Raw genomic sequence first — 17161 nt, forward strand, 5'->3', positions numbered from 1 at the left:
CCTAGTCTAGATCAATTCCTCGCCGCGCACCTGTGCAGTTTTGCACAAGCATGCCCGGAAATTGCAAATCGCCTGAATTTGACGTCCGCGCGAGAATAGGCCTGATCCAATTCAGGGAAGCGATCGATGGATATCGAAGGTTTGCGAACGATGGTGGCGCGGCACGCGACGTCGGCCAATGCGTTGGTGGCGCTCGGTTTGGCGATGGAGGCGCGTATTTCCGGCACGCCACTCGAGGGCAGTGTGGCCCGGCGCACAGGGGCCGTGCTTGCCGAACTCGGCGCCTCCGACGTCGTATCAGGTGCTGGCGTCATCGAACTCACGCCGGTGCTGGCCAGCATCCGGGTCGACCTGCTTTCAGGTGGCAAGCTGCTGTCGCGCTCCTCCGAAAGCGTCGAGGCCCTGGAAGCCCGTTTACGCCAGGCCTTCGGCGACGTTTCATCTGGCTTCCCGGCGTTGCTGAAGCGGCTGATCGCGCCACAACTGACCGGTTTGCCGGAGAGGCTCGCCGCACCGGGCGCAGCCTTCCTGGATATCGGCGTCGGCGTCGGCGCCCTGTCGGTGTCGATGCTGCGGCAATGGCCCGGCCTGAAGGCGGTCGGTGTCGATCCCCTGCCTGAAGCCATCGCGCAGGCCGCTGCCAACGTCAGGGCAGCCGGGCTCGAACATCGCATCGAACTGCACACCGGGCTGGGCCAGGATATCGCGGACACGGACGCGTTCGACCTTGTTTTCGTACCAAGCGCCTTCATCCCCGAGCCGGATGTCAGGGCCGTCGTCAAGCGCAGCTACGCCGCGTTGCGGCCCGGCGGCTGGCTGCTGTTGGCAATGGTCAATCCTGGACCGGATGCACTGGGAGACGCCCTCGCCCGCTTCCGCACCACAATGTGGGGCGGCACGGTCTTTGAAAAGGGCGCAGCCCAGGACCTGGTCGATCAGAGCGGCTATGCCGACAGCCGGTTGCTGCCCGGCCCGACCGGGGCGCCTGTCGCCTTCGTCGCCGGGCGTAAGCGGGGCTAACGGTTTCCAGGAGCGGACGATGAAACTGCTGATCTTCGGCGCTTCCGGTGCGACGGGTCGACTGCTTGTCTCGGCGGCGTTGGCGAAGGGCCATGCGGTGACCGCCTTCGTCCGCACGCCGGGCAAGCTTGCCATCAGCCACGAAAATCTGAAGGTGATCGTCGGAAACGTCGCCGATCGGCAGGCAGTCGAACGCGCCGTTGTCGGGAATGATGCGGTTTTCAGCTGTCTTGGGGTGGGCGTGCCGCTGAAACGCGATCCGGCCGTCGTTGCCGGCATCGGCTTCATCGTCGCGGCGATGCAACAGGCCGGCCCCGAACGGCTCATCTATCTTTCATTCCTTGGCGTTCGCGACAGCCGGCGGCAACTGGGCCCCCTGTTGGGCAACATCATCGCGCCATTGGTGCTGCGCCATGAGGTGGCGGACCACGAAGTGAAGGAAAGCCTGATCGTTCAATCCAATCTCGACTGGACCATCGTGCGGCCCCCCAAGCTGAGCAATGGGGCGGCAACGGGTGAATTTCGCCACGGCAATGGCATCCGGTCGGCGTCGCTGCTGCCGACACTGGCGCGGGCCGACGTAGCGGCCTTCATGCTCGCCCAGATCAACGACACCACCTACTCGCGCAGGACAGTCAGCATCCTGCGCTGACGCCGCACGGGAGCCGTCTTCCCCTCGACAAACCTCCCGCTTATCTTCATCGCCCTTATCTTCATCGTCCTTGTAGGCAGCGCCAAAATGGACGAATAGTCATAGCGGCGCGCCGCCGTGAAATTGCCGGTATGCGGTTTCTCAGTTGGCGGCATCGCCGCAGCCGGATCCTGGAATGGCCAGTCCTTTGGAACCACGCAAGAGAAGAGGTCCGATCGCCGCAAGGCTGCTGGCGGTGGATGCATGGATCGATTCCTCGGTCTACGAAATCGGCTTCAGGGCGCGCCAGTTCTGGGAAGCGGCGACCATCTTCTCGCGGCGTTTCCGCGTCGGCGGCTGGCGCCGTGGCCTGATCGAACTGTTGAGTGAAGGCTTTACGCTCGGTGCCGGCGGCATCGTCGTGCTTTTGGCGCTGGCCTTGCCGGCCTTCCAGATAACCGCCGGCGACTGGCGCACGCAAGGCGACTTCGCCGTCACCTTCCTCGACCGCTACGGCAACGAGATCGGCCAGCGCGGCATCATCCAGCGCGATTCGGTGCCGGTCGACGAGATGCCCGACCATGTCATCAAGGCGGTGCTGGCGACCGAAGACCGCCGTTTCTTCGACCATTACGGCATCGATGTGCTCGGCCTGTCGCGCGCCATATTCGAGAATGTGCGGGCAAATTCCGTCGTCCAGGGTGGCTCGAGCATCACCCAGCAGCTGGCCAAGAACCTGTTCCTGACCAATGAGCGGACGTTCGAGCGCAAGATCAAGGAAGCGTTCCTGTCGCTGTGGCTCGAAGCCAATCTGTCGAAGAAGGAAATCCTGCAGCTTTACCTCGACCGCGCCTATATGGGCGGCGGCACCTTCGGCATCGAGGCGGCAGCCGATTTCTATTTCGGCAAGAGCGTCAAGGACCTGAACCTTGCCGAGGCGGCGATGCTGGCCGGCCTGTTCAAGGCGCCGACCAAATATGCGCCGCACATAAACCTGCCCGCCGCCCGGGCGCGGGCCAACGTGGTGCTGTCCAATCTGGTCGATTCCGGCTTCATGACCGAAGGCCAGGTGCTGCAGGCAAGGCTGCACCCGGCCGAAATCGTCGACCGCGGCGAGCAGAAGAGCCCCGACTATTACCTCGACTGGGCCTTCGACGAGGTCAAGAAGATCGCCGCCAAAGGTGGCCCGCACTCGCTTGTCGCCCACACCACCTTCGATGCCAACATCCAGAAGGCGGCCGAAGAATCGATGGAGTTCCACCTCCGCCAGTTCGGCAAGGAATACAACGTCACCGAGGGCGCCATCGTCGTCATCGAGACCAATGGCGCGGTCAGGGCGATCGTCGGCGGCCGCGACTACGGCGCCAGCCAGTTCAACCGCGCCACCAAAGCGCTTCGCCAGACCGGCTCCTCGTTCAAGCCCTATGTCTATGCGACGGCGATGGAGCATGGCTTCACGCCGGATTCGGTGGTTTCCGGCGGACCCATCTCCTGGGGCAGCTGGTCGCCCCACAATTACAATGGCGGGTCGGCCGGCAACGTCACGCTGATCACGGCGATGGCCAAATCGATCAACACGGTGCCGGTGCGGCTGGCCAAGGATTATCTCGGCATCAAGCCGATCAAGGCGATGGCCGAGGCGATGGGCGTCGAGTCGCCGCTTGAATCGCACAAGACCATGGTGCTCGGCACGTCGGGCATGACCGTGATGGACCAGGCGACGGGTTACAGCGTGTTTGCCCAGAACGGCTTTGCCGGAACCCGGCACGGCGTCAGCCAACTCTTCACCCGTACCGGCGAGGTGGTCTACGACTTCGCCAAGGATGCGCCGCCGCCGCACCGGGTGCTATCGGAGCAGGCGCTCAAATACATGAACACCATGCTGGCGGCGGTGCCGGTGATCGGCACTGCCCGGCGCGCAGCCCTTCCAAACATCGTCGTCGCCGGCAAGACCGGCACGACCCAGTCCTACCGCGATGCCTGGTTTGTCGGCTTTACCGGCAACTACACGGCCGCCGTCTGGCTCGGTAATGACGACTTCACCGCGACCAACAAGATGACCGGCGGCACGCTGCCGGCCATGGTGTGGCAGCGCCTGATGCTCTATGCGCACCAGAATATCGACCTCAGACCGATCCCCGGCCTCGATCACCCCTTCGTCGATGCCGAAATCGCTGCCAAGGCCGAGGAAGCGGAGAAGAAGAGCGCCGAACAGGCAGCAGCCGATGCCGCCGCCGAGCGTCCGCCGGTGCTGTCCAGCCGGACCACCCAGACCCTGAAGGAACTCACGAAGCTGTTCCAGGCGGCACCCGTGCTCGACGCGCCCGCTGCGCCGGAGACCCTGTCGGCGCTCTGAGCGGTCAATTCCACAGGGCCGCTTGCCACAAGGCCCTGCGCCGCGATATCCCCGAGCGGCAATCTTTCAGTCCCGGCCTTCGGTTCCCTGCCTCCTCATGCTCAAGAACGCCTTCCTGACACTGCTTTCGCTTGCCATAGCCGTCGTCGGCGGTGGCGGCAGCGTCTGGTATGCACTGAAGCTGCAGGATGGCGTCGGCGCCATCAGGATCGGCCAATGGACCGCCTTCCCCGATATCGGCACGCCGACGGCAGATCCCTATTCGAAGGCCCGCGTGGCTCGCGAAGGCGTGCTGGCGCTCGGACAGGCGGAAGGACTGTCCTTCATCGCCGAGCGCGATTCCGGCGGCGAACAGCTCAAGCGGCAATGTGCCTACAAGATTGCGGGCGGCTTTCCCACCGCCCGGTTCTGGACGCTTTATGCCGCCGACCAGTCGCTTGGCGTGGTCGAGACCGGCAAGCCGAGGCCGGCTGCGCTGCAGTCCTATCAAGTGCTGCGCCAGGCCGACAATTCGGTGGTCATTTCCGTCGGCAGCCGCCCTGTGCCCGGCAACTGGCTGCTGACCAGCGGCGCCGGCAAGATGTACTTGGTGCTTACGTTCTACGACACGCCGATCGCCAGCAGCACCGGTCTCTCGGACGTCACGCTGCCGCAGATCCAGAAGGTCGGCTGCAATGCGTAGCCTGCTGCATGCCGTGCTGCTCGGCCTGCTCGGCGCCGGCATCGTGCACATCATCGTGCTGCTGCTCGTCCCCGAGTTTTCCGAACGCGACGCCTGGTCGCGATTGGCCATGGCTTCGGATCTCTACAAGATGACCAGGCTCGACGCGGAAGCCGGCGGCGCGCCGGTGGTGAAATCGGTCGATCCGCTGTTTTATGCGGCGGCATGCCGCTTCGATCTTGCCGAGGGGATGATGCGGGTCAAGGCACCGGGAAAGGTGCCGTTCTGGTCGATATCGGTCTACGACCGCGGCGGCCACAACATCTACTCGTTCAACGACCACAGCGCGACCGCAGGCGTGCTCGACACCGTTGTGCTGACGCCGGCCCAGATGATCGAGGTCCGCAAGGATCTTCCCGAGGAACTGCAAGGGGCCATCTTCGTCGAGGCGCCGATAGAGGAAGGCGTATTCGTCGTCCGTTCGTTCGTGCCCGACGACAGCTGGAAGCCGATCGTCTCGCGGTTTCTCGAACAGAGTTCCTGCGAACTGCAGGATTTTTAAGCCGGTTCCGATGCTCAGTGATGCGGTACCGGCAATGTTCCCGAAGGTCCCGGCTTGTCGGGGCCGGCCGGCCGCGTTTCGCCCGTCAGCGGCCGCTGCTCGTAGCGCACCCCGGGAAAGATGATCACTGCCGCCGGCGCGGCTTGTTGTGCTCGATTGGTTGCCGCCGTTCGCGGCACGAAAGACAGTACCATGCCCATGGTTCGCGTATTCCTCTCGGTTGCCCCGGAGCACAACGCAACGCCTCCATAGTCGATTAAGAAGGTAGTAGGTTAACGGAGCGCTAACGGATCGCCGCTAAATTGATCTTTGTTCTTGGGAAACGCGAAACCGGTACAGCCCGGCAGAGCGCTGTCCAGATCGTGTCGAGTGTCGGGCGTATCCTTCGTGTCAGCTTCGGATTTCAGGCAAATCGCAGCAGGAGCTGAATCGGGAAAGGCCGAAAGGCTGTTTCGCGCCGCGGTATCGGCGTTCTGCTCGCTCACCCGCCCTTCGCGCCGGGAAATCGCGCAGCTCGAAGACCTGACGCTGCCGCTTTTCGAGAATGTCTCGGTCGAATCGCGCCGCTACGTCGCGGCAGCCCTTTCCGAATGCGAATATGCACCTGCCGCGCTGGTGCGGCGGCTTTGCCAGGAGCGGGTCGACATCGCCGCTCCGCTGCTGATCCGCTCGCGCGCCCTCAGCGACGTCGACCTGATCGCGCTGATCGGGCGTCACGGCCTGCCGCATGCCCGTGCCATTGCCCGCCGCAAGGATCTCAATCAAACGATCGCGGATCTCATCAAAGTGCTCGAAAGGCCGACGCTGGTGCGGTCGCAGCAGCAGCCGGAAACAACCGCCAAAGCCGCGTCCGAAAACGCCGAAGTGGTTGCGGGCGAGGTCAACAGGCAAGAGGCTTCCGATGCCGCTGAAACTGTACGCCGCAGGCTGCGATCCATGATGCGCGCCGAGAGCGGCGCCGCCATCAGTCCGTTCGTCGAGCCACAAACCTATGTCAAGCTGCGCGAGACCGCGCTGACCGGCAATGCGGCATTCTTCCAGACAGCGCTCGCCGATGCGCTCGAAGTCGATTTTTCAACGGCGCGGACGCTCACCGCGAGCCACAATTACACACCGCTGCTGGCCGCCTTGCGCGCGCTCGACCTTAGTGAAGACAAGGCGTTCCTGATCACGGCGGCCATCTATCCGACCGAGTTTCCGCACCCGCAGGCGATCCGCATCTTCCTCGACCGCTACCGCCTGCTGCACCGCGACGCGGCGTTGGACAGGCTCCGCGGCTGGAAGGCCGACACCGTGTCGAAAATCGTTCGCAAGCCCGGGCGCGTCGCCGCAAATGCCGACCTGCGCAAGCCGAACAGCGCCGATATAGCCGCCACCCCAAAGGCGCGTCGCGTCTGAAGGGCTTGCCGTTAAGACGCCTTGACCGAGATAAGCTCCTCGACGGGAATGGCGCCCGCCTCGATCTCGACCACCCAGATATCCGGATCGAATCTCTTCTCGCGCTCCAGCCGCGCGTCGAAGATGGCGGCATCGTCGCCTTCGCCAAGCAGGCTGAAAAAACGGTCGTCCGGCCTGGCCGAATCGTAACTCGTCTGCGGCGCCGGCCCGAACAGCGCTATCTCCCCCAGCCTGCCCCGCGCCAGCACGAAAACCGCGCCGGCTTCCGTCGCGCCGCGCTTGACCACGGCGGCAAAGCCGCCGGCGCTGAAAACCCGGCGCAACAGCGCCGACACCCACAGATCGGTGGTTACCCGCATGGCGCGACCCTGCATGATTTCGGTTTTGTGGCGTCGAGATTGTCACTTATTCGCGAGCAACGGTTGGCTATCATAGCGAGTCCCCGGAATGCGACGATCTACCCAAGACCTAACAAATCTTGTTAGCCCCTGTGAAAAATGCTATAGCGTCCGGTATGAAAGCCCAGCCCATGCGCACTCTTACTGTGTCGCTTACGCCCAAGCAGGCCGCCCGTCTACAAGACGCCGTGAACAGCGGAGACTATGCTTCCAACAGTGAAATTGTCAGGGAAGCACTACGTCTATGGGAGCAGCGCGAGGAATTCCGCACTCTTGAACTGGAACGTCTCAAAAGGGCGTATGACGAAGGGATGGCAAGCGGCGAGGGCCAGCACGTGGATCGCACGGCTTTCTTACGCGCTCTGAAAGCCGAACGCGCAGCCCGTGGCTGAATACCGGCTCACCCCCCGAGCTTCTCAGGATTTGCGAGATATTTGGCACCACATTGCCATCGATAACGAGAAGGCGGCTGACAAGCTGATCGGACGCATTTTCGACAGGCTGGAATTGGTTTGCGAGCACGCCAAAATGGGCGCAGCTCGACCGGAATTGAGCGCCACCGCCCGCATTCTGGTCGAGGGACGCTACATCGTGATTTATGAGCCTATGCCCTACGGCGTGTTAGCCGTGGCGATAGTCCACGGAATGCGTGACCCGGAGCAATGGCTTAAATAGACCGGGAGACTGGGTTTCGACCCTCAGTTGGTCAAGCCGATCTCGCGCATCTTGACGTAGACGATCTCGTCGGGCTCGCCGGTCTCCGGCAGGCCGAACAGTGCCTGGAATTCCTTGATCGCGGCCTTGGTGCGCGCGCCGACGACGCCATCCAATTGAATGTCGTCATTGCCGAACGCTTTCAGTCCGGCCTGGATCTTGACGATGCGGGGATCCGGCGCCACCGCATTTGCCGGTGCGGACGCTGGAATGGCGGCTGGAACAGCGGCCGTTTCGACCGGCCGCGGCACGGGATGCGGAACCACGGCTGCGGTCGTCGGCGTGGCACCCAGTTGATCCAGCAGGACGCTGTCGATCTCGCCGGAGGCATTCAATCCGACCTTCTGCTGATAGGCCTGGATGGCCTTGCGCGTATTCGGTCCGGGAATCCCGTCCACGGTGCCGGAATAGAAATCGAGATCCTTCAAAATGCCCTGGACCTGTTCGACGACCGGGTCGCTCTTGATCGGCGCAGCGGCCGGACGCACGATATTGATGGTGGTTTCGGGCTCGTCGCTGTCCGCCCGGGGAAAGCGCTCGATACTCCTGGTGGCGAAAAACGCGCCGGCATGCGGAAATGGCTGGTACCAAAGCGCGTTCGCCGAGACGTAGAACAGCGTCACCAGGAATGCGGTGGAGCCGCCGACCACAACAGGATTGCGCGAGATCAGGCTGCCCAGAGCCATAGCTCCGTGCTCGAAGGCATTGCCGCGGCGTTTGACCGCCTTAGGCTGTTTTGCGGAGCGACCCATTGCTCTCCCCCTTGCCACCGTCCGCTCTGGCTTTGGCCGCGGACATCGGCACCACGCCGGCCTTCTCCGCCGAGCGGCCCGTCGGGCCGCTCACGGGAAGGCTGATCGTCACCGTAGTGCCCTCGCCCGGCATGCTTTCGATCGACATGGTGCCCTCGTGCAGCGCCACCAGCCCCTTCACCAGCGAGAGCCCGAGGCCTGTGCCTTCGAAACGGCGGGTATAGTCGTTCTGGATCTGCATGAACGGCTTGCCGAGATTGGCGAAATCTTCCTCGGCGATGCCGATGCCAGTATCCCGGACCCAGAAATGCAGCCGCGAGCCGATGCGCTTGGCGCCGATGACGACATTGCCGCCTTCGGGCGTGAACTTGATCGCGTTAGAGACGAGATTGATCAGGATCTGCTGCACGGCGCGACGGTCGGCATTTATTTCGCCTGCGTCCGGCGCGATCTGGGCCTGCAGATCGATGGCCTTTGCCTCGGCTTGCAGGCGCATCATCGATTGGCACATCTCGACCGCTTCGCGGAAGCGGAACGGTTCCGGTTCGGTCGCGTAGGCGCCCGATTCGATCCGCGATACGTCGAGTATCGAGGTGACGACGGCGAGCAGGTGCTGGCCCGAATCCCTGACCAGCCCGACATATTCCTTCTGGCGCGGATCCTTGAAGCTGCCGAACATCTCGTGCAGCAACATGTCGGAAAAGCCGATGATGGCATTGAGCGGGGTGCGCAACTCATGGCTGACGACGGCAAGGAAGCGTCCTTTCGCCACCTCGGCGGAGGCAGCCGCCTCATTGGCGGCGGCAAGCTCCTGGCGCAGTCCGGCCAGTTCGTCGTTCTCGCGCAGAAGAAGCGTAAAGACAGTCTCCTGCCCCGGCGCGCGCATCATCTCGAGCGAGAACGGCCGGTAATTGTCGGCCGTCACGCCACTGCTCTGCGGCAGCCGTACGCGAAGGTCGAGCCGGCGCGACAGGGCGCCATCGCGCATATCGGCCAGCGCACTGAGATACGGGACGCGGTCGGACAGATGGATGCGATCGAAAAGTCCGGTGCCGAAAAGCAGCTCCGGTGGCAGCCGCAGCATAGTGCGTGCCTTAGCCGAGACGTCCAGAACCTCGCCATGCGCCGCGATTCGCAGCACGACGGCGTCGATGAGGTCTTCGAGCCGGTGGCTGCCGGCCGGATCGAACTGTGCGCTGGCGGCGCCGCGAAGCGGAGCGATACGCGGAATGAGCGTGAGTGCCCAGGCCAGTGGTACCAGCCAGTGCCATGCGGCGATTTCGGTCTGGTCGAGCGGCAAGACGGAACCGGCTAAAGGCTGCAGCAAGACTGCGACAAAGGCCGATATGGCGCCCCAGATCACGGCACGGCGCGACTGGCCGATCCACCACGCTTCAAACGGCACCGCCACCGCGAGCAAGGCAACCGGCGAGGCCACACCGCCGGCGGCAGCGATAAGGGCACCGAGGGCAACGCTGCCGACGACCAAGGCGAGTTGGCCGGCCAGGGTCATCTTGCCCGATGCAGCCACCAGCAGGGCGGCGAACCAGCAAAGGCCGAACGCCGCAAAGATGGCAGCCACGGTCACGGCCGCGCCCATGCCCGACGTGACCAGCGTCACCGCTGCACCCGCGCTGAAGAAAGGAGCCGCCAGCATGGCGCCAATGAACCGACTGTGGCGGCGACGATCGCTCTGGCCGAGCACGGACGGATGAACCATCCGTTCGCAACCGGCGGCTATCGCGCCCGGCAACTCGGCGTATCTGGCCTTGATCGCACTCAACTCAACGCACCCGGTCGTGAACGGCCCTGCTTTGCAGGCGGCTTTTGTCGATTCCGAAACTCGCATCCAGCGTTTAAGGAATGGATAAGGCTGGGCCGATGGTCCCCCGGCAGGCTGCAAATATCGGGATACCGGCGGGGAAAAACCGGGGCAATTGCCGCCATAGTAAACGGAGCGTTATCCACACCGCCCGCGCCTGCACCTACGACCGATGGCATCAAACTGTCGCCGATTAAGAAAATGATAATGAAAAACAATAGGTTGGATGGTTATCATTTGCTGAATAAAATCTGAGCCGTTCGAGGCAAATGAACTTCAAAACGCTTCGTTTCGAATCTACCTAAAATTTAAGGAAAACTGTTGCTTTCGGGACAAGCCGTCCTTTGCGCGTCTGTGTCAGTATCGCGGTACAAGGGTCGTGCGGTTCGGATGCATGACGTCATAAAGGACAGACAGATGGGCTTTCTGATAAGAGCTGCTTTCTGGTTTTCGCTGGTGCTTCTGGCGCTGCCGCTGGGTGTCGGCGCCGATGATGCGGGCCGCGAAAGCGTCGGGCCGCTCCAGGCGCTGTTTGCGGCGCGCGAAGCCGTCGGCGATATCGCCGGCATCTGCGAGCGCAAGCCGGACGTGTGCGAGACCGGCAAATCGGCAATGCACACCATCACCGCCCGGGCCAGGGAGACCGCCAAGATCGCGGCCGCCATGCTGGACGACAAGGCCGCTGAACCCGATACGGTGACGACCACCGGCAGCGTGTCCGAGGAAATCGTGTTGCCGGCGAAAGTCGATTTGCCGGCGAAAGTGCACTTGCCGGCGAAGAACTGAGACTGTTTCGGCCGAATTCATCGCTAAACCGCAAGGCTCTCGCTCTCGGCACCTGCGGCGTTTCTCCTCTTTTTCCGTGACGTGGCAGCGCCGGATGACTATATCCGGGGGAATGACGACGACGATCCAGACCATCCGCGACGACTTTTCCCTGCTCGACGAGTGGGAAGACCGCTATCGCTATGTGATTGAACTGGGTGAAGCGCTGCCGCCGTTTCCCGACGAGCAACGCATACAAGCCAACAAGGTGCCCGGCTGCGTCAGCCAGGTCTGGCTGACCACCGAGCAAGGCGGGGGTGTCGACCCCGTTATCACCTTCAAGGGCGATTCCGACGCGCATATCGTGCGCGGCCTGGTCGCCATCATGCTGGCGCTGTTTTCGGGACGGCCGGCCAGCGAAATCCAGAGGACCGACGCAGAGGCCACATTGAAGGCACTCGGACTTGACGAGCACCTGTCGCCGCAGCGCGCCAATGGTCTTCGCTCGATGGTCAAGCGCATCAAGCGTGACGCCGAGGCAGCGCTGAAGCAGACCGCCTGACCGGACGGCAATTGCCGGCGGCATGAAGAACTGGCGGCCTGAGCTTGGTCTCCCCACAATGCGAAAACGGCGCCTGTAGGCGCCGTTTGAGTATCAAACCGGAAGAGCCGCTTGTCAGCGTCCCTTGCGCTTGCGGCCGAGACCCATCTTCTTGGCGAGCTGCGAACGGGCGGCCGCGTAATTGGGCGCAACCATCGGATAGCTCGGGTCCAGGTTCCACTTTTCACGATACTGGTCGGGCGTCAGATCATAGTGGGTCATCAAGTGACGCTTGAGCGACTTGAACTTCTTGCCGTCTTCGAGACAGATGATGTAGTCGTCATGCACCGACCGCTTCGGATTTACCGCCGGCTTCTGCTTGTCGGCAGGCGGCTGCTCGGCGGCCCCGCCGACACGCCCGAGAGCGGCATGGACATCGGCGATAAGGTTCGGCAGTTCGCCGACCGGTACGGGATTGTTGCTGACATAGGCAGCCACCACGTCGGCGGTGAGCTCGATCAGCGCGTCACTGTTTCTGGAAGGTGTTTCGGTAATATCCATGGCGTTCAGGCCCCAACGAGAATTGTTTCTGTTTGCGCCCGTTTCGATAGTTGGGCATCGCGCGAACTTGTGCAGGAAAAAGCCTCCGCGATTCGCGTCGCGGCATCTTAATGGGCCGGGCCGCCAAGTAAGTCAATTCGCTTCTTTCGGTCTATTCAGCGATACAAGTCAAATCTTCCATATTCAGCTTCACTCTTTCGTGCAAAGCGTAACTTTGCCGTTTTTTCTGGTCAGACCAGCATCGACTGACGCCGCGGCAAGCAGCCATTACACAAACGGCAGCAGGTAAATAGAGTTCGATGCTTGACCCTGCCGGCGGCATTACAGCCTGGATGATCGGCGGATTCAGTAAAATCATAGGTTGCGAAGCGTTACTGTTGCTCGCGAGCCGTCGCCGGAGCGGTGCGCTGTGTCATTGAAACGGGTAATGTATTTCCGTAGACCCAGCCATATCGGCCACTTGCCAAGCCGCGAAGGCAGTTGCATGAGATTGACCGGCACTGGCAGGGTCATCGCAGCGACGGCGAGAACCGCGGCAGTCCGAGAAGAAATATTCGTTATCCGCTCCTCCAGCCCGTCCTCTCGAGCCACCACGACAATAGATCATAGCCCTTGAACCCGCGCTGCTCGGCGTGTTCATTCGCCATTCAAGTAGCTTCCACAGCGAGACGCAATGACCAGAACCCCAGTGTTTCCGACCGCCACGCCGCCGCAGCCGGAGAAGCGGCCGATCTTCGACACGCATCACGGCATAACGCGGACGGACGATTATGGCTGGCTGAGGGCCGCCAATTGGCAAGAGATGTTCAGGGATCCGTCCCTGCTCGACGGCCAAATCCGCGCCCACCTCGAAGCCGAGAATGCTTACCAGGCGGCGCTGATGGCCGATACGGTCCAACTGCAGAAGCAGCTTTTCGCGGAAATGAAGGGACGCATCAAGGAAGACGATTCTTCCGTGCCGATGAAGGACGGACCTTACGCCTACGGCTCCTCCTTCAAGCTTGGCGGCCAGCAGCCGCGTTATTTCCGCACGGCGCGTGACGGCGGCGACAAGCAGATATTGCTCGACGGCGATGCCGAGGCCGAGGGCAAGCCCTATTTCCGCCTGGGCGGCGTCGATCATTCGGACGACCACAGCAAGCTGCTCTGGGCCTTCGACGACAAGGGTTCCGAATTCTACACGCTGCGCGTCCGCGATCTGGCCGGCGGCAACGATCTGGCGGACAGGGTCCCGGACACCGGCGGCGGCGGTGTGTGGGATGCCGGCAATGACGGTTTTTTCTACACCCGCCTCGACCCCAACCACCGTCCTTCCAAAGTGCTGTTCCATGCGCTTGGCGACGGTCCTGAAAACGACCGGCTGATCTACGAGGAGACCGATCCCGGCTTCTTCATGGATGTCGGCGGCACGCGCTCCAACGAGTGGATCATGATCGGCATCAACGACCATGAGACCTCGGAATACCGCATCATGAGCGCCGACGATCCGTTCGCAGAGCCGAAGCTGGTTGCGGCGCGCCAGACGGGCCTGCAGTACGAACTCGAGGAAGGCGGCGACATCTTCTTCATCCTCACCAATGCCGACGGCGCCAAGGACTTCAAGATCATGACGGCGCCGGCCCATGATCCGGTGCGCGCCAACTGGCAGGAACTGGTGCCGCACGAAGCGGGCCGGCTGATCCTTTCGGTGATCGGCTTCAAGGACCACATGGTCCGGCTCGAGCGCAAGGAAGGCCTGCCGCGCATCGTCGTGCGCGACCGCAAGAGCGGCGAGGAGCACCTGATCTCCTTCGACGAGGAAGCCTTCTCGCTCGGCCTGTCCGGCTCCTACGAATACGACACCGAGATCATGCGCTTTTCCTATTCGTCGATGACGACCCCGGCGCAGGTCTTCGATTACAACATGCGCACCCGCGAGCGGGTGCTGCTCAAGACCCAGGAAGTGCCGTCCGGCCACGACCCGGAGCACTACGTCACGCGCCGGCTGATGGCGCCTGCCGCCGACGGCGAACTGGTGCCGATCTCGCTCCTCCATCACCGCGACACACCGCTCGACGGGTCCGCCCCTTGCCTGCTTTACGGCTACGGATCTTACGGCATAGCCGTACCCGCCGCGTTCAACACCAATCTGTTTTCGCTGGTCGACCGCGGCTTTGTCTACGCGATAGCCCATGTTCGCGGCGGCAAGGACAAGGGCTATGGCTGGTACGACGACGGCAAGCGGGCGAACAAGATGAACACGTTCACCGATTTTGTCGCTGCCGCCCACCACCTTGTCGCCGAACGCTATACGCAGCATGACCGCATCGTTGCGCAAGGCGGTTCGGCCGGCGGCATGCTGATGGGCGCGGTCGCCAACATGGCGCCGCAATGCTTCGGCGGCATCGTCGCCGAGGTTCCCTTCGTCGACGTGCTCACCACCATGCTCGACGCCAGCTTGCCGCTGACGCCGCCGGAATGGCCGGAATGGGGCAATCCGATCGCGTCGGCGGAGGATTACCGGACCATCGCCGCCTACTCGCCCTACGACAATGTCGCCGCACTCGACTATCCGCCGATCCTGGCGCTGGCCGGCCTGACCGACCCGCGCGTCACTTATTGGGAGCCGGCCAAATGGGTGGCGCGGCTGCGCGACCGCAAGACAGGTGGGAATCCGGTGCTGTTCAAGATCAACCTGGATTCAGGCCATGCCGGCGCCTCCGGCCGGTTTTCAAGACTGGAGGAAATCGCCTTCACCTACGCCTTCGCGCTCAAGGTGACGGGCAAGGCCGAGCTTGCGGCGTGAGCATCGGCGGATGAGCGGTCATTGCCTTCCGTTCCGCGACGTGGCTTCATTGGCGGTGAGAGTTGCGGAGCCCACCAATGATCGATCTCGCCACGTTGATAGCTTATGTCGCGGTTGTGCTTGGCTTTGTCTTCATCCCGGGTCCCGCCACTCTTCTGACGGTGGCGCGGGCAACCAGTTCCGGAACCAGGGTGGGCATTGCGACCGGCGCCGGGATCGCGGCCGGCGACGTGGTTCACACCTTCATGGCGATCGTCGGCATTTCGGCGATCATTGCCACGTCGGCGGCGCTTTTCAGCATCGTGAAGTACATCGGCGCAGCCTACCTCATTTATCTCGGCATTCGCGCGATCATCGAGAAAACGCCGGCCTATCCGGCCGCCGGCGCACTTGCGATCCCCGCTGCCAAAGCATTTCGGCAGGCTGTTTTGACCGAGGTTCTCAATCCCAAGACCGCGCTTTTCTTCCTCGCATTTCTTCCGCAGTTCGTGCGGCCTGAAAACGGATCGGTGATGCTTCAACTGGCGATATTGGGCGTCATCTTTGTTCTGTTGGGCCTCGTCAGCACGGTGGTTTTCGCCGTGGGTGCGGGCGGCCTCGGTGCATTCCTGCGCCGAAACCCGACAGTGCTGAGATGGCAAGGCAAGGCTGTCGGCGGTATCTATTGCGCCTTAGGCATCCGGCTGGCGCTGCAACAGCGCTAGGCCTCGACAGGCGACGAGCCGTACGACGCTTCGGATAATGGGCAGGCACAGCTGATTTTCCGCTCGCAATTGCAAAGGTCGCGCGCTACCCAGTGCGCGGCCTTTTCACAGCCGCGCCAACACACAATCACCCAGGGATCTGCCATGTTGCTCGTCGATGTCTATCTCGACAAATCGCCCATCCAGGGCATCGGCGTCTTTGCCAAGAACCACATTGCCCGCGGCACGCTGGTCTGGAAGCTCGACCCGAAATACGACCGGCGCATCGAGGTAGCGGCCTACGAGCGGGAAACCGGGCCGGTCAAAACCTATCTCGACCGCTACGCCTATCCGGACCGGCGCGACCCGAATTACATCGTCTTCGAAGCCGACGATGCGCGCTACATGAACCATGCCGACAGCCCGAATTGCGACGTCTCGCAGCCGGAGGAGACCTATGCCTTGCGCGACATTGCGCCCGGCGAGGAAATGACCTGCGACTACAATCACTTCTTCGAAACCGGCTTCGACTTTCTCGGCGACCGCTGACGCAACGGCCGTCAGCTCGACGGCTTCTTGCGCGCCGGATAGCCGTTGGGGTGCGGCGGCACGGCTTTCAGGTAGGCGGCGATCGCCGCGCGGTCCTCCGGGGTCAGCACGGCCATGTTCCGCTGCACGTCGACCATTGCGCCGCCGACCGTATCGAAATCCGGCGTGAAGCCGGTTTCGAGATAGTTGGCGATGTCGGCCTCGGACCAGTCCGCGATGCCGCCCTCGCCCGACGTGATGTTCGGCACGATGCCGCTGCCTTCGGCGGCGGCCGCACCTGCCAGCCATTGGCTCTTCCTGGTGCCGCCGGCAAGATCCCGCGGCGTGTGGCATTCGCCGCAATGGCCGGGGCCTTCGACCAGATAGCGGCCTGTCACCACCGGATCCGGTGTGCCGTCGGCAAAGGAAACGACCGGCTGGTCACTCAAATAGAGCAGCTTCCACAAGCCAAGACCGCGTCGGACGTTGAAGGGAAATGCCAGCGAATTGGCGGGCGCCTTGCCGGCGACCGCGGGTAACGTCTTCAGGAATGCATAGAGATCGGCAATGTCGGCCGGCTTCATGCGCGCGTAGGAAGTATAGGGAAATGCCGGATAGAGATGCTCGCCCGACGGTGACACGCCCTTCAGCATGGCGTTGGCAAGATCCTCGACCGACCAGGCGCCGATGCCGTCCCTGGTATCCTGCGATATGTTCGGCGGCACGAAGGTGCCGAATGGCGTCTTGAGTTCAAGGCCGCCCGCCAGCTGAAGGCGGGCGTCGCCTTGCGAGCCAGGCTTGGCATGACAGGATGTGCAGCCGCCGGCGTAGAAGATGCGCTTGCCCCTGGCGGCGTCGCCAGGACCAAGCTCAGCCAGCGTTGCGGCATCGAGCCTGACCGGAGCCGACAGGAACCAGCCGGCAATCGCGGCCGCGCCGCCCAGAACGAGGGCGGCGCCGACAAGTTTCTTCAGCAAGCGCATT

The 17161-nt window shown here is 62.8% G+C and carries 19 protein-coding genes; 13 read left to right on the plus strand and 6 right to left on the minus strand.

Translation table 11 applies throughout. From position 1 onward, the window contains the following. Positions 1–126 precede the first annotated feature (126 nt). The 5 genes from NKI17_RS09515 to NKI17_RS09535 all read left to right on the plus strand — a co-directional run bounded on the left by NKI17_RS09515 (position 127) and on the right by NKI17_RS09535 (position 5230). Positions 127–1020 carry a methyltransferase domain-containing protein gene (locus NKI17_RS09515; protein WP_352905743.1) on the plus strand — a complete coding sequence of 298 codons (894 nt, stop codon included), beginning with the start codon at positions 127–129 and terminating at the stop codon, positions 1018–1020. A gap of 19 nt (positions 1021–1039) precedes the next feature. Beyond that, a complete protein-coding gene (locus NKI17_RS09520; RefSeq protein WP_352905745.1) occupies positions 1040–1672 on the plus strand; it encodes an NAD(P)-dependent oxidoreductase in 633 nt (210 codons plus the stop codon). Positions 1673–1847: 175 nt separating this feature from the next. After that, on the plus strand, positions 1848–4007 hold the full coding sequence (locus NKI17_RS09525) for a transglycosylase domain-containing protein (RefSeq protein ID WP_352569875.1): 2160 nt from the start codon (positions 1848–1850) through the stop codon (positions 4005–4007). 97 nt (positions 4008–4104) lie between these two features. Next, on the plus strand, positions 4105–4689 hold the full coding sequence (locus tag NKI17_RS09530; RefSeq protein ID WP_352569876.1) for a DUF1214 domain-containing protein: 585 nt from the start codon (positions 4105–4107) through the stop codon (positions 4687–4689). After that, positions 4682–5230: a DUF1254 domain-containing protein gene (locus tag NKI17_RS09535; protein WP_352698706.1), complete on the plus strand. Its 549-nt coding sequence runs from the start codon at positions 4682–4684 to the stop codon at positions 5228–5230. Before NKI17_RS09530 ends, NKI17_RS09535 begins: the two co-directional genes overlap by 8 nt. Positions 5231–5244: 14 nt before the next feature. On the opposite strand, the gene NKI17_RS09540 is transcribed toward NKI17_RS09535, so the two are convergent. Further along, the gene (locus tag NKI17_RS09540; protein ID WP_023677835.1) at positions 5245–5430 is read right to left on the minus strand and encodes a hypothetical protein; all 186 of its coding nucleotides are present in this window, start codon (positions 5428–5430) and stop codon (positions 5245–5247) included. A gap of 187 nt (positions 5431–5617) precedes the next feature. Between NKI17_RS09540 and NKI17_RS09545 the strand changes: the two genes are divergently transcribed. Next, positions 5618–6628 (plus strand): DUF2336 domain-containing protein, encoded by a 1011-nt coding sequence (locus tag NKI17_RS09545; protein ID WP_023677836.1) that lies wholly within the window; start codon positions 5618–5620, stop codon positions 6626–6628. A gap of 11 nt (positions 6629–6639) precedes the next feature. Here NKI17_RS09545 and NKI17_RS09550 read toward each other — a convergent pair whose 3' ends face one another. Then, a complete protein-coding gene (locus NKI17_RS09550) occupies positions 6640–6987 on the minus strand; it encodes a DUF1491 family protein (RefSeq protein ID WP_352454316.1) in 348 nt (115 codons plus the stop codon). Between the two features lie 170 nt (positions 6988–7157). Between NKI17_RS09550 and NKI17_RS09555 the strand changes: the two genes are divergently transcribed. Beyond that, on the plus strand, positions 7158–7418 hold the full coding sequence (locus tag NKI17_RS09555) for a type II toxin-antitoxin system ParD family antitoxin (protein WP_023677838.1): 261 nt from the start codon (positions 7158–7160) through the stop codon (positions 7416–7418). Beyond that, a complete protein-coding gene (locus tag NKI17_RS09560; RefSeq protein WP_023677839.1) occupies positions 7411–7701 on the plus strand; it encodes a type II toxin-antitoxin system RelE/ParE family toxin in 291 nt (96 codons plus the stop codon). The genes NKI17_RS09555 and NKI17_RS09560 overlap by 8 nt, the downstream gene beginning before the upstream one ends. Before the next feature lie 23 nt (positions 7702–7724). Here the strand turns inward: NKI17_RS09560 and NKI17_RS09565 are convergent, their stop codons facing one another. Next, on the minus strand, positions 7725–8492 hold the full coding sequence (locus NKI17_RS09565; RefSeq protein ID WP_352905747.1) for a peptidoglycan-binding domain-containing protein: 768 nt from the start codon (positions 8490–8492) through the stop codon (positions 7725–7727). Next, positions 8467–10212 (minus strand): ATP-binding protein, encoded by a 1746-nt coding sequence (locus NKI17_RS09570; RefSeq protein ID WP_352566204.1) that lies wholly within the window; start codon positions 10210–10212, stop codon positions 8467–8469. The genes NKI17_RS09565 and NKI17_RS09570 overlap by 26 nt, the downstream gene beginning before the upstream one ends. 519 nt (positions 10213–10731) lie before the next feature. On the opposite strand from NKI17_RS09570, the gene NKI17_RS09575 reads away from it, so the two are divergent. Next, positions 10732–11100: a DUF5330 domain-containing protein gene (locus NKI17_RS09575; protein ID WP_023677842.1), complete on the plus strand. Its 369-nt coding sequence runs from the start codon at positions 10732–10734 to the stop codon at positions 11098–11100. 112 nt (positions 11101–11212) lie between these two features. Beyond that, a complete protein-coding gene (locus tag NKI17_RS09580; protein WP_023677843.1) occupies positions 11213–11641 on the plus strand; it encodes a SufE family protein in 429 nt (142 codons plus the stop codon). Between the two features lie 114 nt (positions 11642–11755). Here NKI17_RS09580 and NKI17_RS09585 read toward each other — a convergent pair whose 3' ends face one another. Continuing rightward, positions 11756–12181: a Ros/MucR family transcriptional regulator gene (locus NKI17_RS09585; RefSeq protein WP_023677844.1), complete on the minus strand. Its 426-nt coding sequence runs from the start codon at positions 12179–12181 to the stop codon at positions 11756–11758. A 673-nt stretch (positions 12182–12854) separates the two neighbouring features. On the opposite strand from NKI17_RS09585, the gene NKI17_RS09590 reads away from it, so the two are divergent. The 3 genes from NKI17_RS09590 (at position 12855) to NKI17_RS09600 (ending at position 16198) form a co-directional block, all read left to right on the plus strand. After that, positions 12855–14966 (plus strand): S9 family peptidase, encoded by a 2112-nt coding sequence (locus NKI17_RS09590; RefSeq protein WP_352566131.1) that lies wholly within the window; start codon positions 12855–12857, stop codon positions 14964–14966. Positions 14967–15043: 77 nt separating this feature from the next. After that, positions 15044–15670, plus strand: a complete 627-nt coding sequence (locus NKI17_RS09595; protein WP_352501776.1) for a LysE family translocator — start codon at positions 15044–15046, stop codon at positions 15668–15670. Positions 15671–15814: 144 nt separating this feature from the next. Continuing rightward, positions 15815–16198, plus strand: a complete 384-nt coding sequence (locus NKI17_RS09600) for an SET domain-containing protein (protein WP_352905749.1) — start codon at positions 15815–15817, stop codon at positions 16196–16198. 11 nt (positions 16199–16209) lie between these two features. On the opposite strand, the gene NKI17_RS09605 is transcribed toward NKI17_RS09600, so the two are convergent. After that, positions 16210–17160: a cytochrome c gene (locus NKI17_RS09605; protein ID WP_352905751.1), complete on the minus strand. Its 951-nt coding sequence runs from the start codon at positions 17158–17160 to the stop codon at positions 16210–16212. Position 17161: the final 1 nt, after the last annotated feature.

The sequence above is a fragment of the Mesorhizobium sp. M0816 genome, from assembly GCF_040320005.1.
GTDB lineage: Bacteria > Pseudomonadota > Alphaproteobacteria > Rhizobiales > Rhizobiaceae > Mesorhizobium.